The following is a 24,384-nucleotide window of genomic DNA, read 5'->3' as shown; positions in this document are numbered from 1 at the left end:
GGCCGGTATCATCCCGAGGCGGCGTGCCGCGTCAACCGGGAAACCCTCGTGTCAGGCGCCGCCGAATGGCGGATTCTCCGTATGTCGCGTGCCTGGGTTCGCCGCACAGTCATTGCACCCTGAACAGGTACGCTCGGGCGGGGACTAATGGCACGCAAACGGATGTTAGCGGGCCGCCGGTTTAAACCCTTTTTACGCCGTGTACTCGTCTTCGTGAATCTGCACGTAGGAGTGGTTCCGATAGCCGAGCTTGATTTTGCGGTACTTTGCGGCCAGTTTCATCCCGGCGACGCCCGAGGAGAGCGCCTGTGTGGTTGTGTAACCGCCGCGGTCTAAGATGCGATCGAGCGTGCCGAACGTCTTGTCCCAGTCGCGGGGTGTGAAATCGGTGACGTAGTCGGCCATCGCAACGCTCCGCAGGATTTCGCTCCCGAGGGCGCGCTTCCACGCCGTGTTGTAGGAGTTGAGCGTTCCTGCGGCGGCCATTGCACCCGCGAGTTTGCCCGTGCGGACGGCGACGTGGTCGCCGCCTTCGTGGAAGTGGGACGTGCCGCCCATCGCGCCGCCGGTGACGGCGATGTTCGCGGCCACGGGGGAATCGATTGGGCGTGTCGAAGAGATTGGGTAGGCTTCCGTGCCCTTGTTCTTGCCGCGAGTTTCGACGAGCGGGAAGTCGTCCTCGATGTCGTACTCGTCGCCGTAGAGCATTTCGAGCAGCCGTCGGAGGTAGACACGACCGGCCGGAATCTGCGTGTCGTCGTGGCGCAGCAGTTTGTACTCGTGTGGGTACTGCACATCTTCAAGATTCATGCCAATCGGCATGGTGAGGCCCACGCGCTGGACGGTCCCGTCGTTCGGGAACACCCATGGATACGCTGTGTGACCGGGGATGAGCCCCCACCAGAACTTGATGAGGTTGCGCTCGACTAACTCCTCGGGGAACTCGCGGTGTTCCTGATACGCGATGTGGTTTGCCTTTTTCGGGCCGAGATAGTCGGCCACGGAGCGGCCAGCGGGCATGAACTGGTCTACGGTGTCCATCGTGACCTGGCGTTGTGGCCCGTCTGCGAGCACGAGGTACTCGGCTTCGATTTCTGAGCCATCGCGTAGCGTGAGCGTGTGTTTCGGGCCACCGGCAAGCGTCGTTTCGACGTTCCGGACGGCGGCTTTCACGCGATATTCGGCACCGGCTTCTTCGGCTTCGGCGCGCAGCCAGTCGTCGAATCGAGCGCGGTGGAAACAGAAGCCAAAGCCGTCGTACTTCGCCGGGATGCCGGTTTTCTGGAGGGTGAACTTCTCGGTTGGACCGATGAACTGTGCGCCGTCGAGACGAGAGAGAATAACGTCTTCAGGGAACTCAGAGGGCTCCATGTCCATCAGGTCGATCCAGTAGTCGAGCATCCCCGCGGCGTCGGTCGAATCCGGGCCGAGTTGCTCGCGGTCTGCACGGGGTACCCCCTTCTCTAAAACGATGGCGTCGGCACCTCGTTCTGCCGCCGCCTTTGCGGCCGAGGAGCCAGCAGGCCCCCCGCCGACTATCGCAACGTCAACTCGCTTCATACCAATACCCGCGCATGGCGGGGTTAAATTCCTGACCCTTTGCCCCGTCAGGTGTGACGAAAACCTCCCCACACCACCGACTCTCCCGGACTGCTTCGGACTATTCCACAGATATTGACTGTTCTACTTGCAATCAGTTCACCGATTATCCCTCAGATACCAATATCCACGGTGTGTCGCACTCGAGTTCGTTCGCGTCTTTGGGATTACCCCAACGAAGGAGAGCCTGACTGGACTCCTCGACACGAACCGTCCTCCAAAATGATGGCCCGAACCGCTAGCGGGCGAACTGAGTGACGGCACAGTTTTGGGGCTGGCCTGCCCTCTCTTTGCCATGTCCGAGTTCGAATACGTAACCGTCACCGACGACGATGCAGTTTGCACGATTCGATTAGACCGACCGGCCGCGCACAACGCACTCGACCGCAAGATGGCTGCCGAGTTGCGCGAAGCCACCTACGACGCCGTCGCTCGCGACGACGTGCGCTGTCTCGTCCTCACGGGAAGCGGGGGCACGTACTGTACCGGCGCAGACCTCGGCACGCTCTCGGGCGACGAAAGTGATGAAAAACGCCTCCGGCACCTCGCCACCGACCTTCACGCGATTGTCACTGCGCTCGTGAACGCCCCGATGCCCGTCGTCACGGGCGTAAACGGCGTGGTCGCGGGCGGCGGCCTCGGCCTCGCGCTCTGTGGCGACATCGTCCTCGCGGCCGAATCGGCGCGCTTCGAGTTCGCCTACCCGCGCATTGGCCTGTCTGGCGACGGCGGTTCGACCTACTTCCTCCCGCGACTCGTCGGCCTCAGAGAAGCCCAGCGCCTCACGCTGCGCGACGAACCTGTCGGCAGCGAGGAAGCGGTCTCGCTCGGCCTTGCAACGGAACGAGTCGCAGACGACGACTTCGAAGCCCACCTCGCAGACCTCGCCGCGGGTCTCGCAAGCGGCCCGACGGCGGCCTACGCAGAAACCCGCGCCTTGCTCCACGAGAGCTTCGACAACACGCTTTCTGAACAGCTCACGTCCGAACTGGAGCGCATCTCCGGGCTGGCAACCTCAGACGACTTCGCGCGCGGCCACGACGCCTTCTTCGAGAAATCGCCTGCGGAGTTCGTCGGTCGGTAATCGTAATACGAGGGGGCGAAAATCACGGCGTATGCACACGCGGTGGTCACACTGACCCGTTCACCCGACGTGCTGGTGCTTCGCCGGTGCGTCCACGGGATGCCCGTAGAACAGTACGCAGACGCCCTTCGCGAACAACTCCCAGACGCCGACATCGCCGTGGCGAAGACGCCCGCAGAAGAGCGGACGCTCATCAAACACGCCACGGTCGCAACCGGCGGCGTCATCGACGACGACCTGTTAGACGCCGCAGAAGACTTAGAACTGTTCGCGTGCGTTTTCGCAGGCTACAATCATCTGCCGCTCGACAAACTCGAAGCCAGAGACATCGCCGTCACGACAGCCTCCGGTGTTCACGGCCCAAACATCGGCGAACACGTCGTCGCGTCGATGCTCGCGCTCGCCCGGCGTTTCCCCGAAGGATGGCGTCGCCAGCAGGAACGCGAATGGCGACACTACAAAACTCGCGAACTCAAAGGCTCGACCATCACCATCGTCGGCCTCGGTGCGATTGGGCAGGCGGTCGTCGAACGCCTGCAGGGCTTCGGCGTCGAAACCCTCGGTATCCGCTACACACCGGAAAAAGGCGGCCCGACCGACGAAGTGTTCGGCTTCGATAACCTCCACGAGGCACTCGCGCGGACGGAGTACCTCGTGCTCGCCTGCCCGCTCACCGATGAAACGCGCGGGCTTATCGACCGCGAGGCGTTCGCGACGCTGCCACCAGCGGCGGTTTTAGTGAACGTTGCCCGCGGCCCCGTCGTGGAGACGGATGCGATGGTTCGCGCCATTCGCCTCGGCAAGCTTCGCGGGGCAGCCCTCGACGTGACCGACCCAGAGCCGTTGCCAGAAGACCATCCGCTCTGGGGCTTCTCGAATGTACTCATCACGCCGCATAACTCCGGGTATACGCCTGCCTACTACGATAGAGTCGCTGCAATTGTGGCAAGAAATCTCAACCGAATATCCGACGTTGGAGTTGGCAACACCCTTAAAAACCAGGTCATCTAGAGCAGACCTCCCCCAAGGTTTCTCCGATGTCCTGCGTTGCTAGAGACACTGAACCCGACTCCCTACCCCTTCTGAACTGTGGAAACCGCGATACACGTGCAGAGCAATCCGGCCACAATCCCCCAATTGCAATCGGATGCATTTTCTACTACAATCGAACAGACGATATACTCATTCACTGTTCAACGTTCACGCCGTGAACAGGGGTCAATACATGAACACGGAACGCCCTTCTTTCTTTCAGAGATAGTCTTTATCGAGAAGAAGCTCGCCGTTCAGCACGCTCGCGCCTGCGGCCCCACGGATGGTGTTGTGCGCGAGACAGTTGTACTGCAACCCAAACGTAGATTCAGCCAGCCCGCCAACGGAGACGCTCATGCCGTCGCCGAGGTCGCGGTCGAGGCGTGGCTGTGGTCGTTCGTCGTCCTCAAAGACGTGGATGAACGGGTCGGGCGACAGCGGAAGGTCGAGGCCGGGATATTCGGTCATCGCGGTCGCCGCCGCCTCCGGGGTCAGTTCGTCTGCGGTTTCGACCCAGACGTTCTCTAAGTGGCCGTCGAGCGTCGGAATCCGGTTACACGAGGCAGACACTTCCACGTCGTGAAGCGAGACTTCCGCGCCGTCGAACTCGCCGAGCAGGCGGCGTGATTCGGTCTCTAACTTCTCTTCTTCGCCGCCGATGTGCGGGATGGCATTGTCGATGATTTCCATCGACGTGACGCCGTCGTAGCCCGCTCCGGAGACGGCTTGGAGGGTGGCGACGTGGACGCGCTCTAAGCCGAAGTCTGCGAGCGCGGCGAGCGTCGGGGTGAACGTAATCGTCGAGCAGTTCGGATTCTTCACGATTGCGCCATCCCAGCCGCGATTGTCCTGTTGGACTTCGAGCAGGCCGAGGTGGTCTGCGTTCACTTCGGGGATGATGAGCGGCACGTCTGCGGCCATCCGCCAGTTAGAGGAGTTAGAGGAGACGATGTAACCCGCTTGCGCGAAGCCTTCTTCGACGGCCGCGCCGACGGAGGACGGAAGCGAAGAGAACAGGAGGTCAACGTCGTCCGGGACGTCGTCGGGCGTCGTGTCGGAGACGGTGAGGTCTGCAACGGAGTCTGGAATTGGGGTGTTCACGCGCCACTTTGCAGCGTCTCGGTACGTTCTACCCGCGCTGGTTTCGCTTGCGGTGAGCGCGGCAATTTCGAACTGGTCGTGCGGTTCTAAGAGTTGGATAAGCCGCTGCCCTACGGCACCGGTGGCTCCGAGAATGCCTACCTTGACAGTCATCACCTGACGTAGAGAGAGGGCCCTTCAAAACAATTGTGGAACCTGCATGTGTTACATACACACGGCTGTCAATCGAGCGACAGCAGGCACTCTACGAGGGGGAACGCGGAGAGATGAGAACGGCTTATACGGCGGTCTTGATTTTGCGCGTGACGTACCCGGCGATGCGGTTACGGACGCTTTTGGACTCAATGTTGGTGAGTTCTTCGACGGTGTCCTTGTTGTGCTCGAAGTCCGTGTTGAAGGCGTCTGGGTACTGCTCCATCAGTTGGTGACCGGTCTTCTTGACGTAGGCGGGTTTGATTGCCATTACCGTCTGGTTCCCCGTTCAGCGACTAAAAACGTTCGTTCTCACTCCCACGAAACGTGCGATTGCAGGCGATTGAGTGCCTCGTGTTCCCGTGGCCCACCGCACGTCGCAACCACGTCGGCCAGATATTCGAGCCGTGCTGTGAGTGTTTTGGTGTCGTATTCGGGCACGTCGAGGCGTGAGGCGGCCACTGTTGCCTCGATGACCGCGTTGAACCCGCGATTGATGGTCGGTACGGATTCTGCTTCGACTTTCGACTCGAGCGGCGTTAACGCCCACGTTTCGACGGTGATGTCCCCCTGCTCTATCGAATCGACCTGCTCGACTTCGACGCGCGCCCACGCCGCCGCGCTGTCGAGAACCGGGTCGCCAACCTCGTACACCGAGAGCGCGCCATCGACGAAGTCCACAGGGTCGGTCGGAAACTGGACGTAGCCCTCGCCTTCCTCGTGGAAGTTGCGCCATGTGCGCGTCCGCCCGTAGGTGCGCGCGGTCACCGGCGACCCAGCGTGGAGGCCAAGCGCGGCGACGTTCCACTTCCCGTTCGGCCCGTGCGTCGTGACGAGCGATTCGGTCACGCCGCGCAGTTCGACTGGCCACGTCATACCTGCAGGCCTCGTTCGAGCGCGATGAACAGCGCCGCGGCCACGATATCAGCAGTGGTTCCCGGATTGATGCCCTCTTTGACGAACTGGTCTGCCAATTTCTCAGGGTCTGCTTTCCGCCGTAAATAGGCTTGGGCGCGCTCTCTCACCTCGGCAGCCACCTTTTCGCCGTGGTGTTTTTCGACGAACGTGTCCGGTTCGGCGGCGAGTAGTTCGAGGAACAGGGTCGCGGTGCGGTCGGTAATCGGCCCCGACAACTGGCGCAGGCGCTCTGCGCCCGCAAACGAGCGTTCGAAGCCGGTCGTCCATTCGCGGGCGACACCATCGCCCTCGGCGCTCATCTCCATCACGTCGTAGAGCGTAACGTCGCGGGCTTCGAGCGTCGGAATCGCCTGTGAGCCACGGCGCACGTCGAGGTCGTCTGCGTCTTCTGGGGGGTCGCTCACGAACACGTCCACGTGCTCAAACGCGCGGTAGAAGTTCGCTGCGTCCTCAATCGTCGTCTCTCTCACGAGACGCTGAGTCGCCGCTGGCGAGAACTCACCGGTCGACGCCTGTACGAGCGGGATGAGCAAGAGCAACGCCCCGAACTGGGTGTTGCCGCCGCGTTGCTCCGCCATGCCCGACACCGCTCGCTCGAAGGCGTGGCCGAGTGGCTCGCCCTCGGCGGCCAGTTGCAGGCCGTTTTGCGCCCCGACGGCCCCGGCGAGGAAGTGCTCGAAGCGCAGGTCATCATAATCACGGTGACGGTCTACGTTGCCCGGTTTTGGCGTACTGGCCACTTCGAGGAGCAAGGCGAGTTCGGCGTTCTGTGCAGGGGTTCTCATCGCGCACCTCCGAACTGGTCGACCGCGTGGCGAACCCGTGCCATGACCGTCGGATTGTCGCTCGCCCGCCCGACGCTCACCGCATCCGCACCGTAGGCGACGTACTCTCTCACGGTCTCCGTACCGCGCACGCCGTTGTTGGCGATGATGAACAGGTCGGACTTGGCCACCTCCGCGATGACGGCCTCTGAGTCCATCGCATCGACGTGGAGGATGTCGGCTCCGGCGGCGTCAACTCGTTTGGCCGTCTCCTCGAGGTTGACGCCTTCGACTTCGGCGCGAACCTTTACGCTCACCGTCGCGCCCGTCTCTGCTGCCACAGAAACGTACTCACAGAGTCGGTCGGTATCCGCAAGGAGCGTTTCGCCTGCGCCCACCGCGCACATCTCGGCTTGTCGGCAGTGGGCGTTGAGTTCGAGGATGGCGTCGTGGGAAACACACAGTTGTGCAGCCTCGTGGAGTGGTTCGGTCGTGACGGTTCGGACGTTCACTGCAGGCACGAGCGCCGCGTCTGCAAGGGCAGCCAACTCTCCGTCGATGAACGCGAGCGGGTCGTCCGGGAGGAACTCGGTTCGGTCACGGGCGACGAGTTTGCTGGCCGCATTGCGCGTCTGTTCGTCAAGAGAAACGCCACCAAGGAACGCGGCTCCGGCGTTGGCAGACCCCTCGCGCGCCCACGCGGCGTCCGACTCTCCCGAAAGGCTGGCGAGCGCGACACGCGGTTCGAACATTCAGGCCACCTCCAACGCGGCGGCGACGGCCTCTGCGACGCGGGTGGCGTCCGCTTGCGTATCCATGCGTGTATCCGTTTTCACGGTTGGGCGGTCGAGTGGGGTGTCGTCGTCGGTGTCGAGGACGAACGCATCCGCGAACGGGTAGGATTCTGCAACGCCCGCCGTACTCGGGTCGAAGCCCGACGCAGCCATGAGGTCGCCCGCAGGCCCGGAGAATACCGTGTCTTCGATGAATGGCGAGACGGCGACGACCGTTGTCTCCGCGAGTGCGTCCCGGATTTTGGGGATGGCGAGCATCGGGCCAATGCTCGTGACGGGATTCGACGGCCCGATGACGACGGGATTTTCGAGGGCTGAGAGGACGGCAGGCGTCGCGCGGGCGTCCTCCGCTCCGCGGAACTCCACGCGCTCGACTTCCGGTTCGGCACGTTTACCGACCCAGAACTCCTGAAAGTGCATTTCGCCTTCGTCTGTGTGGATGATGCTCGCCATGGGGTCGTCGCTCATCGGCAGGACCGTGAGGTCTACGTCGAAGGCGGCTGCGAGCGTCTGTGTGACTTCGGTCAGCGAGTGGCCTTCGTCGAGGAGGCTCGTCCGGGTGATGTGTACCGCGCGGTCGCGGTCTCCGATGGTCATGAACTCACCGACACCAGAAAATCGTCGCCAGCGAGCGAGTCGTCTGCCGTCGGTCTGTGTGTCGGCGGGGAGATAGCGCGGACCGGGAGCGAAGCCCGCGTCTTCTGCGAGGTCGTGGAGCGCGCGATTCGTCTCTTCGGTGTCGTTTTTAATGCCCCACCACCGTTCGGTGTCGAGGACGCCGCCTCGCGAGAAGAGGACGGTGTCAATGTCGGGGCAGACGAGGAGGCCGCCGAGTTCCACGTCGTCGCCGGTGTTGCCGACGACGGTGGTGTCTGCGGGCGAAAAGACGGCATCGGCACCCGAGAGAAGCTTGGGTGTTCCCGTGCCGCCTGCGAGAAACGTGACCATGCCAGAGTGGTGACTGGCCGGTGGGTTAAACACTGCCCTCGAAAGGCGGGAGAAGTTAGTTGTCGAGCAGTTCGGCTTCGCCTTCGTGCGTGCTTTCGTCGAAGGCGGTGACGCGAACCGTGACTTTCTGGTCTACGTGTGCCTGCGTCGCGCCATCGACGTAGAGCATGGTGTCACCAACGCGGGCGACGGCACCGCTGTGGTTGAATCCGGTGATGAACACCGAGAACTCGTCGCCGGGGTCGAACGACGGCGTCGAAGTCCGAAAGAGGTCAGAGAGGAAACTCATACGCGAGCCACCTCCTTCGATTCACGATCTGGGATGTATTCGCGCCCGTAGCCGGTGAGCGCAGCGAGCAGGAACACGCCGACGAGGAACCAGCCGTGGAAGACGAACGGCACCACGGAGATGGCGTTCACGACCATCTCTTGGGTAAACCACGCAAATTCGCCGTTGTTTGCGGCGAGTTGCTCCATCTGGGTTACGCCGACGAGGACGCCACCTGCCCACGGGAAGATGTACCCGAGTGCGGAGGTGTTCGCGTCTAAGATGTTCGCTCGGCGGTAGCCGTTGATGTTGAACTTCTCGCCCATGCGCGAGATGTACGGCGCAATGGCGATTTCAGCCGCGGTGTTAATCGTGATCATCGCGTTCACGGAGGCCGTGCCGAGCACCATCGTCGTCTCCGCGCGCCGGACGTTCGTGGCGACGACGTTGAGCAGGAGGTTCTGGAGGGCTTCGAAGCCACCACCGCGAATCATGACCTGCGCACCGGCGACGATGAGCAGCGTCAGGACGATGAGCGGGAAGAAGCCAGAGGCCCCAGTGACGAGGCTGCCGGCGACGCCCGTCCCTTCTTCGACGACTTGGACGAACGGAAGCACGTCGAGCATGGCGGCGAACGGTGCGCCTTCGGGCGCGTTGAACACGAGAATGTCTTGAACAGAGGCAAGCCCGAACGCGAGGCTCGCGGCGATGGCCGTGAAGATACCCCACGAGATGGCTTCCACGATGTGGCGGCCGCGGATTGCCGTCACGATGACGACGCCCATCGAGATGAGGTGGACGAGGCCGAGCGGATTACTCTGCGCTTCGAGCAGTTGTTGGGCGTTCTGCCCGATGTCGATTCCGGGCATCGACAGGCCCATGATGATGTACGCGGTGAACGCCAGCGCGGCGGCCACGAAGGCGTACTTGAACCGGGAGGCGACGACGCCACCGATGTCTGAGTCCTGGGTGACGGCGCTCACGATGGTCGTGTCGCTCACGGGTGCGAGGTTGTCCCCGAACACCGCGCCGGAGAGGATTGCGCCGAACAGGAGCACGGGGTTCGCCCCGAGCAGGAGGCCAGCGGGGAAGAACAGGCCAGTGAAGGCGATGGTCGTCCCGTATCCCGTTCCGATACCGGTTGCGAGCAATGCGGCGAGGATGAACGTCACGGCGGGGAACAGTTGGGGCAAGAGCGCGTCGCTCACAGGCATGACCTGTGCGGCCCACACAAGGCCGTCCACGAAGCCGCCGTCTTGGAGCGTCTGGGCGAACATACCTGCCCAGAGCCACGCGACGATGGCGGTCGCCGCGACGCGGCGGGTCATGCCCTCGAAGATGACGTTCGCGTACTCTTTCCAGTCGCCTTTGACGAACAGCATCCCGACGGTCAGGGAGACGAGCATCCCAATCGAAAGTCCTGTCGTGTCACCGATTCCGAGAAGGCCACTTTGGAAGATGGCCCACACGATGAACAATCCAATCGGAAGGGCGCTCATCCACTTCCCTCCGTAGAACTCTAAGGTTGGACCCGATCGGGCTGATGACCCCTCTGCCAACTCTTGGCGGAGGGTCTCATCGAGCTCGTCAGACCCGGCTTGTTTGTCACTAGGCATCAAGCCGGGCTAACCAGTGTGCCGGTTTTAATCTGCCTATTTTTTCCTGCTAAACCTCATCGAATTGAATGTTGTGTGGTCACAGTGTACACGACTTGCCAGTTCCCCGGCGATTCTCTCGGCCGCGATGTTTTGTACCAAGCCGCCGAACGGGGGCGTATGAAGCATATAAAGGACAGCGTCCACGACCACATCGAGGTGGCGGGCGTTGCCCAGGACTTACTCGACACCCCGGAAGTCCAGCGGTTACGCCACGTAAAGCAGTTGGGCACGGCGGGGCTGGTCTACCCCTCTGCGAACCACTCACGATTCGAACACAGCCTCGGCGTCTACCACCTCGCCACCCAAGCCCTGCGCCACCTGCGTGTCGAAGGCCGACAGGCCGAACGCGTTCGGGCAGCTGCCTTACTCCACGACGTTGGTCATACGCCGTTTTCGCACAACATCGAATCCATCATCGAACACCACACGGGCAAGTACCACGACGACGTGCACGAACTGCTCGACACGGGGACCGTCGGCGACATCCTTCGAGCCCACGACCTCGACCCAGACAAGGTCGCAGACCTCGTCGCGGGCGACGGCGAACTTGGCCAAGTTGTCTCGGGCGAACTTGACGTCGACCGCATGGACTACCTCCTGCGCGACGCCCACCATACGGGCGTCCCCTACGGCACAATCGACCACGGCCGACTCGTCCGCGAACTCCGTTTCGTCGACGGCGAACTCGTCCTTGCAGAGGGAAACGTCCAGACCGCAGAGAGTCTGCTGCTCGCGCGAGCGTTGATGAATCCGACCGTCTACAACCACCACGTCGCTCGTATCGGGAAGACGATGCTCCGGCGCGCGACCGAACACCTGCTCGAAAACGACGTCGTCACGCCCGAAACTCTTCGCCGGATGGACGACCACGACCTCATCGTCGCGCTCCGCACCTTCGACGGAACCCGCGGTTTCGCAGACCGCCTCAGCTACCGCGACCTCTACAAACGCGGCATCTGGGCGGAGATGCGCGACGTTGCCGACGACGTCATCGACGCAAGCCGCGAGCAAATCCACGAGTGGGAGACGGAAATCGCGGTCCAAGCCGAAGTTGATGTAGACGAAGTGCTCCTCGACATTCCGTCCCGACCGAAGATGAAAGAGTCCTCGACACGGGTCATCGTGAACGGGGAAATCCGCCCACTTGACCAGCAATCGACACTCGTTGGCGCGCTCGAAACCGCCCAACGCGACCAGTGGCGTTTTGGCGTTTATGCGCCAGCGTCGGTCGCAGAACGCGTCGGAAACGCTGCCGTCAGAGAACTTGGGCTCGACATCGACGGCGCGCTCGTCCAAGACGTGCGCCACGGCATCCACGCGCGACTTGACGAGTTTGAATAAGATGGCCTCGAATCACTCGTCTATGGAACTCACAGGGACGATTCTGCGCGGGCGGTCGTTCGACCCCATCGAAGGGCGACTCGTCGTCGAAGACGGCGAAATCACCGCTATCGAAGAAGCACCCACGGACTCGACAGACATCATCCTCCCGGCGTTCGTAAACGCCCACACCCACATCGGCGACTCGATTGCGAAAGAAGCCGGCGGCGGCCTCTCACTGGACGAACTCGTCGCCCCACCGGACGGCCTGAAACACCGCCTGCTCAGAGCCGCAGACCAGCAGGAACTCATCGCCGCGATGCGCCGGTCGATTTCCTTTATGCAACAGACCGGGACCGCGGCGTTCATCGAATTCCGCGAAGGCGGCACGGACGGCGTCGAAGCGCTCCGCGAAGCCGCGAGCGCCCAGCCGGTCGAACCCGTCATCCTCGGTCGTGAAGAGCTTGCGGCGATGGACGCCAGCGACGGCTACGGTGCGAGCGGCGCGAGAGACGCGGAATTTGGGAGCGAACGAACTGCCACACGGGAAGCGGGCAAGCTGTTCGGCATCCACGCGGGTGAACGCGACGAACTCGACATCAACCCGGCGCTCGACTTAGACCCGGATTTTCTCGTCCACATGGTACACCCGCAGCCGATTCACTTTGAACGGGTCGAAGACAACAATATCCCAATCGTCGTTTGCCCGCGGTCGAACCTCGTCACGAACGTCGGTATCCCACCAATTGCAGAGTGGTGCGAGCGAACGACGGTTGCCCTCGGCACGGACAACGTGATGCTCAACAGCCCCTCGATGTTCCGCGAGATGGAGTTCACCGCGAAACTCGCAGACGTGTCCGCGACCGACGTGTTGCAGATGGCAACTATCAACGGGGCCGAAATCGCTGGTCTCGACTACGGTGTGCTCGAAACGGGCCGACCAGCAAAGTTGCAGGTGCTCGACGGTGATTCTGATAACCTCACCGGTGCCAAAGACGTCGTCAGAGCCGTCGTCCGGCGAGCTGGCGCGAGCGACGTAAAATCCGTCCATCTCTAACCGCGTGGCAACAGGTTACAAATTTGGAATATAGCTTCTGACAACTGCTCGACCAGAGCCAAACTTTTTGGTTTTCAAATATATCTACAAGTCTCAACCGTCACCGTCGCTACAACAGTTAAGAGTCGTCGGACTGAATGTGTTATCGACTAACACGATGTACGAGCGCATTCTCGTTCCAACGGATGGTTCTGACGGCATTGACAGCGTCGTCGAACAAGTCGTGCAACTCGCACAGGTCCACGATGCCACAATTCACGCTGTCTACGTCATCAACACGGCGAGTTTCGCGAATTTACCGATGGAAACCTCGTGGGACGGCGTGAGCGAAATGCTCTCGAACGAGGGCGATACGGCACTCGACAGGCTGGAAGAACTCATCGACGGCCGCGTTCCGGTAACGCGTGTTCTCCTCGAAGGCTCACCGAGTAAAGAAATCGTCCGTTATGCGAAAAATGAGGACTGTGACCTGATATTCATGGGTACCCACGGTCGGGGCGGTATCGACCGCCTGCTGCTGGGGAGTGTGGCAGAAAAAGTCGTGCGAACGTCCGATACTCCGGTGTTGACCGTCCGCGTCACCTCTCAGCGCGACTGAACCGGCCGGAGGTGCTCGCACTCACCCGCCGAAATGCGGACCGTGCCGTCTTCTGTTTCTAACACCAGCGTCCCCGGGAACTCTACGTCCACTGCCTCGCCGAGTACGTCGCCGTTTGCCGTTTCTACGCGCACATACTGGCCGAGCGTGAGCGCATATTCACGCCACGCAGGCAGGATTGCGTCCGTATCGGCTGCGAGGACAGTAAACTCCTCAAGAACGCGCTGCACCACGATTCGGCGGTTTACCGTTTCACCTTCTAGCTGGAGGCTCGTCGCTGTCTCTGGAATCTCGTCTGCATCCAAATTTGCGTTGATGCCAATGCCGACGACGACCCACGAGACACGGTCTGCTTCACCCGCCATCTCAGTGAGGATGCCACAGAGCTTCTTCTCGCCGTCGGCTGTCGAAACAAGCACGTCGTTTGGCCACTTGATGACGGCTTCGACGCCCGCCTCTCGTGCAACTTTTGTGACTGCAACGGCGGCAGCGAGCGTCAACAGGGGCGCATGAGCTGTCGGAAGTTCGGGCCGGAGTACGAGACTCATCCAGACGCCACCGGCGGGTGCTTGCCAGTCGCGATTTAGTCTCCCGCGGCTCCCTGTCTGCTCGTCTGCGAGCACGACGACGTTTTCTGCGCCCTCTTTGGCCAGCTCACGCGCCCGCCGGTTCGTACTATCAATCGACTCGTGATATTCGATGCTGTAGGGGGCGTCGAGGCCAAATTCGACGGCGGGGCCGCCGTATTCGGGAATTTCCGTGAGAACGTAGCCGTCTCCATCACTCTCAATTACGAATCCGGCCTCGCGAAGCGCTTCGACGTGTTTCCAGACGGCCGCCCGCGAAATCTCGAGCTTTTCGGCGAGCTCAGGCCCGGAGAGCGAGCCGTCTGCGAGCGCAGCCAGCACGCGCGCTCTCGTATCGTTCATAACCGGTGTATAGCCGGAACATAGAAAGGCGTTTAGAAGGGTGCTTGTGGGCGGTTCTCGTCATCATCCTGTCCAGAAAAGGACGGCATGCTCGGCGCGCTGTCCATCCCGGTGTAGGCGTGGACCGCGTTGATTTCTGGAATCTCAGCGACGAGGCGGTGTTTGAGCGCCTGCACCGTCATCGGAGAGATGCCACAACCGCTGCACGCCCCACCCAGAGAGATAGAGACCTCACCGTTCTCGAGGTCTAAGTCCTGAATCGCTGCACTCCCACCGTGCATCTGAATCTGCGGGAAGTTTCGCATCATGAACAACCGGATGCGTTCTCGCACGTCGTCTTCTGTCGCTTGCGTCTCTGTGCTCATGGCTGAACGGAGGGAGTCTGGAAATATAGCGTTTCGCCCCCGTAAGCGGCCTGTTTTACCCGATTTATCACCCACCGCGGGCGAGCCAGAGGCCGGTCAGGGCAATCGAGAGCGCAACTCCAATTCCGACGCCAAGCCCGCTTGGAAAACTCGCTGCAAAATCTTTGGTGAGCATCCCGATTGCCGTCGCCAACGCGAACGCGATGACACCCGCGACGAATGCCCGGAAGAGAATCCCGCGGTAGACAGACATACCTCATCGGTAGGGGCGGGTGGGTAAAAATGAGCGGAATATCCTTGCGCAGTGTCCGATTTTCCGACGTACATTTCTCTCTTCGATAACTCTCCCAAGAATTGGTCTAAACACTGTAAATTAAATAATACGCGAATGTTAAATTTTATAAACTATAGCGTTTGTAATTTCTGACAATTCCGATATGATACGCTCAGTCGCTCTCGCTATCGTGGTCGTCTTGTCGCTCATTTCACCGGTGGTCGCTCTGTCACCGACGAACGAAGCGCCACTCGCAGATGCAGGTCTCGATCAGACTGTTTCGCGTGGCACTGTTGTCCAACTCGACGCGACCGGCTCACGCGACCCAGACGGGCAACTTACTGCCTACGACTGGGAAATCTACGCTCCGAATGGGACACTCCTCGCTCCGCGCTGTCGCTCGTGCGCGCGCACTGAATTTCGCCCCACCCAAACTGGCGAATACACTGTCTCAGTCACCGTCACCGACGATGCGGGCGCGAAGCGGACTGATACGCTCTATATCACCGTCGAAACAGGAAATCCACCAGACGTGACACTCGCTGGTGTGCAGACTATCGAAGCCGGAACTGCTGCCACAACCAATGCAACCATCTCGCGGGGAGGTGCCCCACTTTCTCATATTGTATGGACGGTCGACGGCCGAGTTGTTACGAATCGTTCACTCTCTGCTGGACAGCCAACGAATACGCTGTCTACAACCTTTGGAACGATTGGTTCACACACCGTTCGTGCGACCGTATACGACCACGATGGGTTGACCGCCTCTGATACATGGGCGATTCAGGCAACCTCCGTACCCTCGTCGGGCGGTGGAAACACCACTGATGGCAAGTCTCCGTCGGATGAAGCCAACACACCGCCACGGTCTCTCGCGTCTGGTCGCACTCCCACGATTTCTGGCCCGCAGACCGTTCTTGGTGCGCGCCCACTCCGTGGTTCCTATTCGATCACGCTGACCGGCACTGCAAACGCGGTCGACCGCGTGTCCTGGTACAAAGACGGTACTGTCACCGCCACTGGCACAACACAGAACCTGACGTGGACTCCGGGTGACCACTCGCTTTTCGCAATCGTCACGTACACCGATGGCTCTGAGAACATCGCTCGATTCGACGATTCAACAACCCGCGTTGTTGCTGACCCACAGCCAAACGTCACACTCTCACAGCTGCAATGGTTCGGGTCGATTACTGGGCTTGCCTCCGGGTCGGACGCATACGGAAACCTCGAGTCTGTGTCAGTGTCCGTAGATGGCACACAAATAGATTCAACCTCGATGCAAGCAACCAGACTGGCCAATCCAAATAGTGGAGCGCAGCTCGATCTTCGATTCAGCGAGCGTGTAACAACACAACAGAATCAAACCATTACCGTCAGAGCTGTGGATTCGAAGGGGCAGGTTTCGACTACTTCCCAAGTCGTCACACCAGTCGGCAAACCGGTTGTTCTCAGTAGCGAGTTTGTGAATACACCAGTCGATTCGTACCATACCCGAATCAATGCCAGTCGCTACGCAGCACATCATGTGTTGGAGGTGGACTTGAACGGCGTCGACCCGGATGATTTCGATGTGTCTAGTGGCCACTATGAAAATTCGGAAAAGTTTGAATTACAACAAAGTGATTATCGCCGTATTCGCGACTATAATCCACAAACTGACGTCCTTACAATTCATTCTTATTGGGCTGCCAATGTTCCTGGAACGTTTGAGATAAAGCAAACATGGTCTGTGTCTACGCGCAGTTCAAACTCAGAAATTTTCAGCGGGTCTACTTCGAATATACTTGAAATCACTCCAAGCGACCCGGAACTCCGTATTGAAGTAATCTATGACGGTACTGGCTTCTATAAGCCTGATTGGGGTATCGTCGTTGATGCAAGCAATTCGTTCGACCCTGACGGATCAAAATTGCGCTATACCTGGTCTCAAGGCGCAGTCCCAATCACAGCGGATAACTCTACAGCCAAGTTTGATTCTTTCGAACTTGCGAAGATCACAGTAATTGACCGGTTAGATAATACCGAGTCTCGCTCATACAATTTCCACGATTACTTTGCACCGAACGTAGGTGAAATAGAAGAAATTTCGACCGGACCATACTTCGCCAACGAGACGGTTAGATTTAGAGTTAAGTCTGCACCGTTCAAATTCACCAAGAGTACGTACAATGTTTCACTCGGGGTTGACGTAGTTGGAGCCGACGAAACCATTGTCTCATGGAATCGAAAGGTCTACGACCCACAGAAAGCCGCTGAAAATGGAACGTACGATACGGATGAGCTACGTTCGGAGTGGCGAACTGCGATAATCGAAATACCAGCGTCTGAGCTAACAAATGGGGAACAGACAGAGGTTGTAATTTACAATGAAGCAAACCCAGAACGTGCTCACTCAACGGCGGAAATTCCCGAGGTAAATACCCTCTACATATCACGAATCTACCCCACCAATATCTCTGTCTCAAACGTCTCGTATCACGTCCAGAAGCCACGGATTCGGCAAGTGACGGCACTCTCAGAAAGTTCTCGTGATGCCCGTCTCGCTGATGGGTATACGGTCACACGAGAGTCGAACACGGGAACCGAGTACACGATTGAGCATCTGGAGAAAATTCAAGACGCACAATACACGACGCAGACGGAATCGTTCGGGACTCGTCGATACCGAGACGTGTTCCTTCGGTCAAATCCAAGTTGGAGTACTGCAGGAACTTCGAGCCATATCGAGCGCTGGACGACCGTTGAAACGGAGTGGCGAGATAGTCAAAGCGGCCGTGGCGAATTTACTGGTAATACACGGCAGGTCAAAGTGGACGACGCAGACTACAGACTCCTCAAAGAGTACGAGCACGAATACACCGTTGAACGCACCGGGTACCGAACCACATCGCGCTGTATCGGTTATGGGATTTGTCTTCCGTCCCGCGAGCGCTACACCTACACCGACGAAGAAACAGAAACCTACTGGGCGACAAGTAAGCGTTCGTGGGGAGACGATTTCACGGGGGACACTCGGAAAGAGAAAATCGACTCTGCAGACTACGAAACGCAGTACGAGTATCGATACGAAGAGCAACATCAGGAGACGACAACGTCGTATATCGCCGAGCGTACCGTTCTCTCACAATCGGCGCAGTACGAATGGCAACATTACAAAACAACTACGAATCCAGCCACTGCAAAGTCACTCTCAAAGCTCTCTAGTGAGTATCGCATCGGCGACACTGAACCCACGACTGAGTGGGTAATGACAAAACAGATCGGTGTTACGGATGCGTGGTACGACCACTACGGCGACGAAGCAAATGTCATCGAGACCACTGCCACGGTCACGAATGACCACGTTGTCGAATATCGTAGCTCAAAAACTGGCGAGAAAACGAGAGTGGTTTCACAAGATTCGACGCAAACCTATCGTGCTTCTGGCGCAAAATCGAAACAAGAAATCATCGATTCGTTGTCGAATGGTGGTTCGACAGGAAATTGTAATACACAATCAGGGGCAGTCCGTCATTGTGTATAATATTTGAATTTAGAACGTTAATTAAATAAGTAATAGTAAGATAATATTCTCTATTAATGAAACGACTTGCTATTGTCGTCGCTACTTTGGCGCTTTGTGCAGCGCCAGTGGCTGCTGTAAGTGGATCTTCCCCACTAATTACAGCCATGAATGGAGGCGATTCAAACGATGACGTTAGAGTGATAACTTCGTTCGAAGGAATTCGATTTGAGGTTTCGTTTAATCAATCAACTCGAATAGTATCAACAACTGCATATAACCCCACTAGTCGGACAGTCTCTACAGGTGCTCTCGTTGAGGTAGATGAGCGAATATTTAACAAATCTTCATTTGAAATCGCACCAGGCGAAACTTGGTCTCACTCATGGAACATCACCCAGGGATTCAACGTTCAAAAAAACGAACATGAAATCACGTTCGCAACATTCGAAAATTCGACAAATTTCTATGTAACCTATCCCATTGATGCGGCCAATTCGCCTGAAATACCCTCTCCACAGATCACGAACGTTCGAATTGCAAATGGAACGGTCGATGGAGAACCCTCGTCAGTTGCCTATGTGACCATAGAGAATCCTGGAAATCAACTCTATGGTGCGAGCTTACTGGTTCACACCACTGGAACAGAGGGGAGCTTCTACCTCGCATCTCCCGGCCCCTACGGCAACAAAACAATCAAAGTAGAACTCCTCGACGAACGCGGCTCTGTCATTAAAGGCGAAGCCCGCCTCTATGACGAGAACATGTCTGATGAGTCCACCGCGTACGACCAGGTTGGCTTTGTCGGGCAAGCCGGGAAGAACACCAGCATGTGGAACGAATCGTACGAGCCTGGGATGCCACCATGGGCGTCGGACCCGTACACCTACGAAAATGAATCAGGCCAGCAGAGTTTGGCGATGCAGGTGAGTGGTGGGCAGTCGTTCTACGACGTTCCACTGGCGTATTTTGGTGGCGCACTGCTCGTCGGATTCGCGTTGCTAAAACGCTGGCTCTAGCGTTCTAACGTGCCACGTTCGACCACTTGCAGGATGAACTTCATGTTGAGGTAGATGTCCTGTGGTGTGGTCTCCTCGGCTGGGTCGTAGAGGTCGCTTACGCGGTACAGGAGCGCCGAAATCTTGTCGGCTTCGTCCGACCCGTCGCGCACCTCGTCTGCGATTTCGCGGAGCGTGTCCATCCGCTCGGTGTCCGGTTCGACCATGGTTATTGCATCCGTCGGCGAAGTAGAACCCCGACGTTCGTGGCAGTATTCTCCGTGAACTCACGGAATGCGTCGCCGGTCGCTGAGTCTTCGTCCATCACGACGGGTTTGCCTTCGTCTCCGCCCGTGCGGACGCGCGGGTCGAGTGGGATTTTCCCGAGGAACGGCATCTCGACTTCCTCTGCGAAGCGCTCGCCGCCGCCTTCGCCGAAAATGGAGTGGTCGTTGCCGCAGTCTGGACAGCGGAAGGAACTCATGTTTTCGACAATGCCAAGAACGGGTGTTTGGTGTTTGCCGAACATCCGGAGAGCTTTTCGGGCGTCGTCAAGGGCAACCTCCTGTGGGGTCGTGACGATGACTGCGCCGGTGACGGGGACGGTTTGGAGGAGGGTGAGTTGGGTGTCGCCGGTGCCGGGTGGCAGGTCGATAATCATGTAGTCGAGGTGGCCCCATTCGACGTCCTCCCAGAGTTGGGTGAGCAGTTTGTGGACCATTGGGCCGCGCCAGATGACTGGGTCGTCTTGGCCAGTGAGGAAGGCCATGCTCATCAGCTTCATCCCGAATTTCTCGGGTGGGACGATTTTCTCCTCGGCGGTGGCTTTCGGGCGTTCGTCCGAGCCGACCATCCGCGGAACGTTCGGGCCGTACACGTCCGCGTCGAAGAGCCCGACGCGCGCGCCCATCTGGGAGAGGCCAGCGGCAAGGTTCACGGCGACCGTGGATTTCCCGACGCCGCCTTTGCCGGAGGCGACGGCGATGATGTTCTTGACGTTCGGGAGGATGCTTTCTTCTGCGGTGATACCACGGTCTACGTCTGCGGTGAGTTCTGGCTCAATGCCTTCTGCTGCGAGAATTTCGCGTACACGAGCGGCGATTTCTGTTTCGTTCGGAGAGTAGGGTGCACCGAGCGCGAGTGAGATGTGGACGGTGTCGTCTGCGTCGATAGTGACCTCGTTTACGAGATTCAGCGAGACGATATCGTCGCCGAGATCAGGGTCGTCTACCCGTCGCAGGAGGTCGAGGATGTCCGCTTTGTCCATGGTCGCACGTACATCGTGACGGGGCGATAAGGCTTGTGAAGGCCCAGACCGATTCGGAGTTGTGTCGGTTCACACGTGGATTCGAAACGTGCTCTCGTTGCAAGACACCTGAAGACGTAACTGTTTATGGTTACACTGTAGCCGATTTGCCCCGCCAACTTATGCGGACGCACGAGAAGTGTGTCATATGCTCACGGACGATTTTGGCCGCGAGGTATCCGGTGTGCGGATTTCGCTGACCGACCGGTGTAATTTTGATTGTGTCTACTGCCACAACGAGGGGCTCGGGGACACGCGCGGGCCGATGGATCCGCAAGAAAACGAGATGAGCGCGGATGAGGTGGTTCGCTTTCTGGAGGTCGTAACGGAGTTTGGGGTGGAGAAGGTGAAGTTCACGGGTGGGGAGCCGATGTTGCGCGAAGACTTAGAGGAGATTATCCGGCGCACACCCGACTCGATGGAGGTGTCGCTGACGACGAACGGGACGTTTTTACCAGGACGGGCGGAGGCGCTCAAAGAAGCTGGTCTCGCGCGGGTGAACGTCTCACAGGACGCCCTCGACCCGAAGGAGTTTGCGGAAATTACGAAAAGTGGTGCCTACGACCGCGTGCTCGAAGGCGTGCAAGCGGCGCTCGACGCCGGGCTCGACCCCGTGAAGCTGAACATGGTCGTGTTCAAGCAGACAGCGGGTTACGTCCCTGAGATGGTAGACCACGTTGCTGAAAACGAGGGTCTGCAACTCCAGCTCATCGAGTACATGCCGGAACTGACTGGCCACGACGAGTGGGCTATCGACATCGGGCGGGTTCACGACTGGCTCGCAGAGCAGGCAGACCGCATCGAACGCCGAAACATGCACGGGAGAAAGCGCTACTATATCGGGAAGGGCATGGTCGAAATCGTTGACCCGGTCGGGAACAAGAGCTTCTGTGCAAACTGTCATCGCGTGCGCGTGACGCACGAAGGATATCTGAAGGGGTGTCTCAACCGAAACGACGACCTTCGGCCGATGGGTGAGATGACCAAAGCCGAGATTCGTTCGGCGTTCCGCGAAGTCGTGGCGAATCGCGTGCCGTACTACGGCGAGTATCTCGTCGAAGAAGATGGTGAGTGGGTGGTAAACGAGAAGTACCTCCCCGAGAAGACGGTCGGCGTCTGAGTGCCGGCCTGCTCAAACCCTGTTTCTTGTTTAAAATTGGGACTGTTCTAGTAGCGAACGATTCGAGGAACGTCTGGCTATTTTCACCCGTGTTTGCCGTGAGACAGCATGACGGTCGGTCGGGTTGCTTTCGTTGTGTTTAAGTACCCTAACCGGATTTGTACCAGTGTAAGCGAATAGCTGTAGGGGCATAGGCCCCGAGTCCAACTGGGCGAAGATACTGAGCGCAGGTCGTGGTAGCCAAGTCTGGCCCAAGGCGCAGGGTTGCTAACTCTGTGGCGTCAAGCCTCCGGGGTTCGAATCCCCGCCACGACGTCTCGAACGTCCAAAAACGGACACTTTCGACCGAAGCAACGAAGTTGCTTCATCAACCATTCAGCAACAATGAGTGCAGAAGAACCCACCACGGACGAAGAACAAGACGACATCAGATACTTCGTTCGGATCGGACAGACAGACCTCGATGGTACGAAGAGCATCGAGCGTGCACTGAGTGAGATGAACGGCATTGGCCGACGGACGGCCCGCATCATCGCGAAAAAAGCCGACATCGACCGACGTTCCACGTTCGGCCGCCTCGAGGACGATGAGATTGAATCGATTGTCTCCCTCGTAGAGGAGTACGCAGACGAAGTGCCAGTGTGGCTCACGAATCGTCAGAGCGACTTCTACACGGGCGAGACGAAACACATCACCGGTAACGACGTGAACCTCACGCGAACGCGTGACATCAACCGGATGAAGATGATCAACTCCTACAAGGGCGCACGCCACAAGCGCGGACAGAAAGTCCGCGGTCAGCGCACCAAGTCCACGGGGCGTTCGGAGGGGACCATCGGTGTCAACATCGAAGCCATCAAACAGGAGGAGGAGTAATAAATGTCGCTTCCCGGACAGAACACGAAGTTCTACGAAACCCCGAACCACCCGTTCCAGGGCGAGCGCATCGCCGAAGAGCACGGGCTCGCCGGTCGCTACGGCCTGAAGAACAAAGAAGAACTCTGGAAGGCGCAGTCGGAACTGCGTAACTACCGCCGCGAAGCCCGCGAACTGCTCGGGCAGACGCAGGGCGACACGGAACTCGCAACCGAGCGCGGTTCCCAGTTCCTCGCCCGTCTCAAGCGCATCGGCGTCCTCTCTGAGGACGACAGCCTTGACGACGTCCTGAGTCTCGACGTGAACGACGTGCTCGAACGTCGTCTCCAGACGATTGCCTACCGCAAAGGCCTCGGTCACACGCCAAAGCAGGCCCGTCAGTTCATCGTCCACGGTCACGTCACCGTGAACGGGAGCCGCGTCACCGCGCCATCGGCGAAGGTGTCGGTCACAGACGAGGATTCGGTCGCGTTCGACGAGACCAGCCCACTTGCAGACGACCTGCACCCTGAGCGTTCGGAGGACCAACAATGAGTTCTGAAGAAGAAAAATGGGGCATTGCCCACGTCTACGCATCGTTCAACAACACCATCATTACGGTAACCGACCAGACGGGCGCTGAGACGATTGTCAAATCGTCCGGTGGTACCGTGGTCAAGCAGAACCGTGACGAAGCATCCCCGTACGCGGCGATGCAGATGGCTGAGACGGTTGCAGAGGAGATTCACGCCGCTGGTATCACTGGCCTGCACGTCCGCGTGCGCGGCCCCGGTGGCAACCTCCAGAAGAACCCAGGCCCCGGCGCACAGGCGACCATCCGCGCGCTTGCCCGTGCCGGCCTCGAAATCGGCCGCATCGAAGACGTAACGCCAATTCCGCACGACGGCACTCGTGCCCCTAAGAACAGCGGGTTCTAACAATGGCTGTCGACTACGAAGTGGAGTTCATCGACTACACGGATCGCAGGTCGCGATTCCTCGTCCGTGGGGTCACCCCGGCATTCGCAAACGGCATCCGCCGCGCGATGATTACGGACGTGCCCACGCTGTCGATCGACACGGTTCGGTTCATCGAGAACTCGAGTGTGATGTTCGACGAGATGATCGCCCTGCGACTGGGCCTCGTCCCGCTCACCTCGCCAATCGGTGAGTTCGAGCTCGGTGACACCGTCACTCTGAGCCTCGACGTGAAAGGTCCGGCAACGGCCTACTCGGGCGACCTCGTCTCGGCGGACGACCTCGTCCAGCCCGCAGACCAGAACGTCCCCATCGTCGAACTCAAAGAGAGCCAGCGCCTCGAATTCGAGGCCGACGCGGTTCTCGACACCGGCAAATCCCACGCGAAGTTCCAAGGTGGGGTGGCCGTTGGCTACCGACACCTCCAGCGTGTCGAAGTCGTCGGCGACGCAGGCGAGTTCGAAGATGACGAACCGAACATCCTTCGTGGTGTAATCGAAGAAGACGGAGAACTGGTCGGCACTGAGGAGTTCGACCACGACCTCTCGAAGCGGTATCCCGGCAAGGAAGTCGAAGTCACCGACGTCCCGAACGCGTTCGTGTTCGACGTCGAAACCGACGGGTCGTTCACCGTCGCAGACCTCGTCCTCGCCGCCGCCGACAGTCTCGGCGACCGCGCCGCAGAACTCGAAGAAGCAGTCCAACTGTAAGCAGACCAATGA

Annotated in this window: 26 protein-coding genes and 1 tRNA gene; 13 read left to right on the top strand and 14 right to left on the bottom strand. The window is 59.1% G+C overall.

The window, feature by feature from the left end:
* Window positions 1-192: 192 nt before the first annotated feature.
* Window positions 193-1,560 carry an NAD(P)/FAD-dependent oxidoreductase gene (locus V5N47_RS02640; protein WP_338729297.1) on the bottom strand — a complete coding sequence of 456 codons (1,368 nt, stop codon included), beginning with the start codon at window positions 1,558-1,560 and terminating at the stop codon, window positions 193-195.
* A 334-nt stretch (window positions 1,561-1,894) separates the two neighbouring features.
* Here V5N47_RS02640 and V5N47_RS02635 point away from each other — a divergent pair, with 334 nt between their 5' ends.
* Both V5N47_RS02635 and V5N47_RS02630 read left to right on the top strand, forming a co-directional pair.
* Window positions 1,895-2,683, top strand: a complete 789-nt coding sequence (locus V5N47_RS02635) for an enoyl-CoA hydratase-related protein (protein WP_338729296.1) — start codon at window positions 1,895-1,897, stop codon at window positions 2,681-2,683.
* Between the two features lie 99 nt (window positions 2,684-2,782).
* On the top strand, window positions 2,783-3,694 hold the full coding sequence (locus V5N47_RS02630) for a D-2-hydroxyacid dehydrogenase (RefSeq protein WP_338730331.1): 912 nt from the start codon (window positions 2,783-2,785) through the stop codon (window positions 3,692-3,694).
* 240 nt (window positions 3,695-3,934) lie between these two features.
* Here V5N47_RS02630 and asd read toward each other — a convergent pair whose 3' ends face one another.
* The 8 genes from asd to V5N47_RS02590 form a co-directional block, all read right to left on the bottom strand.
* A complete protein-coding gene (gene asd / locus V5N47_RS02625) occupies window positions 3,935-4,969 on the bottom strand; it encodes an aspartate-semialdehyde dehydrogenase (protein WP_338729295.1) in 1,035 nt (344 codons plus the stop codon).
* 124 nt (window positions 4,970-5,093) lie between these two features.
* Window positions 5,094-5,279 carry a 30S ribosomal protein S17e gene (locus V5N47_RS02620; RefSeq protein WP_338729294.1) on the bottom strand — a complete coding sequence of 62 codons (186 nt, stop codon included), beginning with the start codon at window positions 5,277-5,279 and terminating at the stop codon, window positions 5,094-5,096.
* Between the two features lie 41 nt (window positions 5,280-5,320).
* Window positions 5,321-5,884: a DUF447 domain-containing protein gene (locus tag V5N47_RS02615; protein ID WP_338729293.1), complete on the bottom strand. Its 564-nt coding sequence runs from the start codon at window positions 5,882-5,884 to the stop codon at window positions 5,321-5,323.
* The gene (locus tag V5N47_RS02610) at window positions 5,881-6,711 is read right to left on the bottom strand and encodes a triphosphoribosyl-dephospho-CoA synthase (RefSeq protein ID WP_338729292.1); all 831 of its coding nucleotides are present in this window, start codon (window positions 6,709-6,711) and stop codon (window positions 5,881-5,883) included. The genes V5N47_RS02615 and V5N47_RS02610 overlap by 4 nt, the downstream gene beginning before the upstream one ends.
* Window positions 6,708-7,442: a tRNA-dihydrouridine synthase gene (locus tag V5N47_RS02605; RefSeq protein ID WP_338729291.1), complete on the bottom strand. Its 735-nt coding sequence runs from the start codon at window positions 7,440-7,442 to the stop codon at window positions 6,708-6,710. The genes V5N47_RS02610 and V5N47_RS02605 overlap by 4 nt, the downstream gene beginning before the upstream one ends.
* Entirely contained in the window at window positions 7,443-8,432 is a 990-nt protein-coding gene (gene cofD / locus V5N47_RS02600; RefSeq protein ID WP_338729290.1) for a 2-phospho-L-lactate transferase, read from the bottom strand.
* Between the two features lie 55 nt (window positions 8,433-8,487).
* Window positions 8,488-8,721 carry a hypothetical protein gene (locus V5N47_RS02595; protein ID WP_338729289.1) on the bottom strand — a complete coding sequence of 78 codons (234 nt, stop codon included), beginning with the start codon at window positions 8,719-8,721 and terminating at the stop codon, window positions 8,488-8,490.
* Window positions 8,718-10,316, bottom strand: a complete 1,599-nt coding sequence (locus tag V5N47_RS02590; RefSeq protein ID WP_338729288.1) for a Na+/H+ antiporter NhaC family protein — start codon at window positions 10,314-10,316, stop codon at window positions 8,718-8,720. The genes V5N47_RS02595 and V5N47_RS02590 overlap by 4 nt, the downstream gene beginning before the upstream one ends.
* 159 nt (window positions 10,317-10,475) lie before the next feature.
* On the opposite strand from V5N47_RS02590, the gene V5N47_RS02585 reads away from it, so the two are divergent.
* From V5N47_RS02585 to V5N47_RS02575, 3 genes are all read left to right on the top strand, one after another.
* Complete coding sequence (locus tag V5N47_RS02585) at window positions 10,476-11,699, top strand: HD domain-containing protein (protein ID WP_338729287.1); 1,224 nt, start codon at window positions 10,476-10,478, stop codon at window positions 11,697-11,699.
* Between the two features lie 22 nt (window positions 11,700-11,721).
* The gene (locus tag V5N47_RS02580; protein ID WP_338729286.1) at window positions 11,722-12,735 is read left to right on the top strand and encodes an amidohydrolase family protein; all 1,014 of its coding nucleotides are present in this window, start codon (window positions 11,722-11,724) and stop codon (window positions 12,733-12,735) included.
* 157 nt (window positions 12,736-12,892) lie between these two features.
* Window positions 12,893-13,333 carry a universal stress protein gene (locus V5N47_RS02575; protein WP_338729285.1) on the top strand — a complete coding sequence of 147 codons (441 nt, stop codon included), beginning with the start codon at window positions 12,893-12,895 and terminating at the stop codon, window positions 13,331-13,333.
* Here V5N47_RS02575 and V5N47_RS02570 read toward each other — a convergent pair.
* From V5N47_RS02570 to V5N47_RS02560, 3 genes are all read right to left on the bottom strand, one after another.
* Window positions 13,321-14,262 (bottom strand): biotin--[acetyl-CoA-carboxylase] ligase, encoded by a 942-nt coding sequence (locus V5N47_RS02570; protein WP_338729284.1) that lies wholly within the window; start codon window positions 14,260-14,262, stop codon window positions 13,321-13,323. The genes V5N47_RS02575 and V5N47_RS02570 overlap by 13 nt on opposite strands.
* Window positions 14,263-14,294: 32 nt before the next feature.
* Window positions 14,295-14,627 (bottom strand): NifU family protein, encoded by a 333-nt coding sequence (locus V5N47_RS02565; protein WP_338729283.1) that lies wholly within the window; start codon window positions 14,625-14,627, stop codon window positions 14,295-14,297.
* Between the two features lie 67 nt (window positions 14,628-14,694).
* The gene (locus V5N47_RS02560) at window positions 14,695-14,880 is read right to left on the bottom strand and encodes a hypothetical protein (protein ID WP_338729282.1); all 186 of its coding nucleotides are present in this window, start codon (window positions 14,878-14,880) and stop codon (window positions 14,695-14,697) included.
* A 184-nt stretch (window positions 14,881-15,064) separates the two neighbouring features.
* Here V5N47_RS02560 and V5N47_RS02555 point away from each other — a divergent pair, with 184 nt between their 5' ends.
* Window positions 15,065-18,427, top strand: coding sequence for a PKD domain-containing protein (locus V5N47_RS02555; RefSeq protein ID WP_338729281.1), 3,363 nt, complete (start codon window positions 15,065-15,067; stop codon window positions 18,425-18,427).
* Window positions 18,428-18,483: 56 nt separating this feature from the next.
* Window positions 18,484-19,425 (top strand): hypothetical protein, encoded by a 942-nt coding sequence (locus V5N47_RS02550; RefSeq protein ID WP_338729279.1) that lies wholly within the window; start codon window positions 18,484-18,486, stop codon window positions 19,423-19,425.
* Here the strand turns inward: V5N47_RS02550 and V5N47_RS02545 are convergent.
* Window positions 19,422-19,631, bottom strand: coding sequence for a hypothetical protein (locus tag V5N47_RS02545; RefSeq protein ID WP_338729278.1), 210 nt, complete (start codon window positions 19,629-19,631; stop codon window positions 19,422-19,424). The two genes, V5N47_RS02550 and V5N47_RS02545, sit on opposite strands and share 4 nt — an antisense overlap.
* Window positions 19,632-19,633: 2 nt before the next feature.
* Entirely contained in the window at window positions 19,634-20,671 is a 1,038-nt protein-coding gene (locus V5N47_RS02540; protein ID WP_338729277.1) for an Mrp/NBP35 family ATP-binding protein, read from the bottom strand.
* A 187-nt stretch (window positions 20,672-20,858) separates the two neighbouring features.
* Here V5N47_RS02540 and moaA point away from each other — a divergent pair, with 187 nt between their 5' ends.
* The 6 genes from moaA to V5N47_RS02510 all read left to right on the top strand — a co-directional run bounded on the left by moaA (window position 20,859) and on the right by V5N47_RS02510 (window position 24,372).
* Window positions 20,859-21,830 (top strand): GTP 3',8-cyclase MoaA, encoded by a 972-nt coding sequence (gene moaA / locus V5N47_RS02535; protein WP_338729276.1) that lies wholly within the window; start codon window positions 20,859-20,861, stop codon window positions 21,828-21,830.
* 230 nt (window positions 21,831-22,060) lie between these two features.
* Window positions 22,061-22,145: transfer RNA gene (locus tag V5N47_RS02530), tRNA-Ser, on the top strand.
* Between the two features lie 69 nt (window positions 22,146-22,214).
* On the top strand, window positions 22,215-22,706 hold the full coding sequence (locus V5N47_RS02525; protein ID WP_338729275.1) for a 30S ribosomal protein S13: 492 nt from the start codon (window positions 22,215-22,217) through the stop codon (window positions 22,704-22,706).
* Between the two features lie 3 nt (window positions 22,707-22,709).
* Window positions 22,710-23,240, top strand: a complete 531-nt coding sequence (locus V5N47_RS02520; RefSeq protein WP_338729274.1) for a 30S ribosomal protein S4 — start codon at window positions 22,710-22,712, stop codon at window positions 23,238-23,240.
* Window positions 23,237-23,623, top strand: a complete 387-nt coding sequence (locus V5N47_RS02515) for a 30S ribosomal protein S11 (RefSeq protein ID WP_338729273.1) — start codon at window positions 23,237-23,239, stop codon at window positions 23,621-23,623. The genes V5N47_RS02520 and V5N47_RS02515 overlap by 4 nt, the downstream gene beginning before the upstream one ends.
* A 2-nt stretch (window positions 23,624-23,625) precedes the next feature.
* On the top strand, window positions 23,626-24,372 hold the full coding sequence (locus V5N47_RS02510) for a DNA-directed RNA polymerase subunit D (RefSeq protein WP_332899494.1): 747 nt from the start codon (window positions 23,626-23,628) through the stop codon (window positions 24,370-24,372).
* The last annotated feature ends 12 nt before the right edge of the window (window positions 24,373-24,384 follow it).

Source organism: Haladaptatus sp. DJG-WS-42 (genome assembly GCF_037198285.1).
Taxonomy (GTDB): Archaea; Halobacteriota; Halobacteria; order Halobacteriales; family Halococcaceae; genus QDMS2.
The sequence above is the reverse complement of the archived record's forward strand: the minus strand, read 5'-3'. Positions and strand labels throughout refer to the sequence as shown.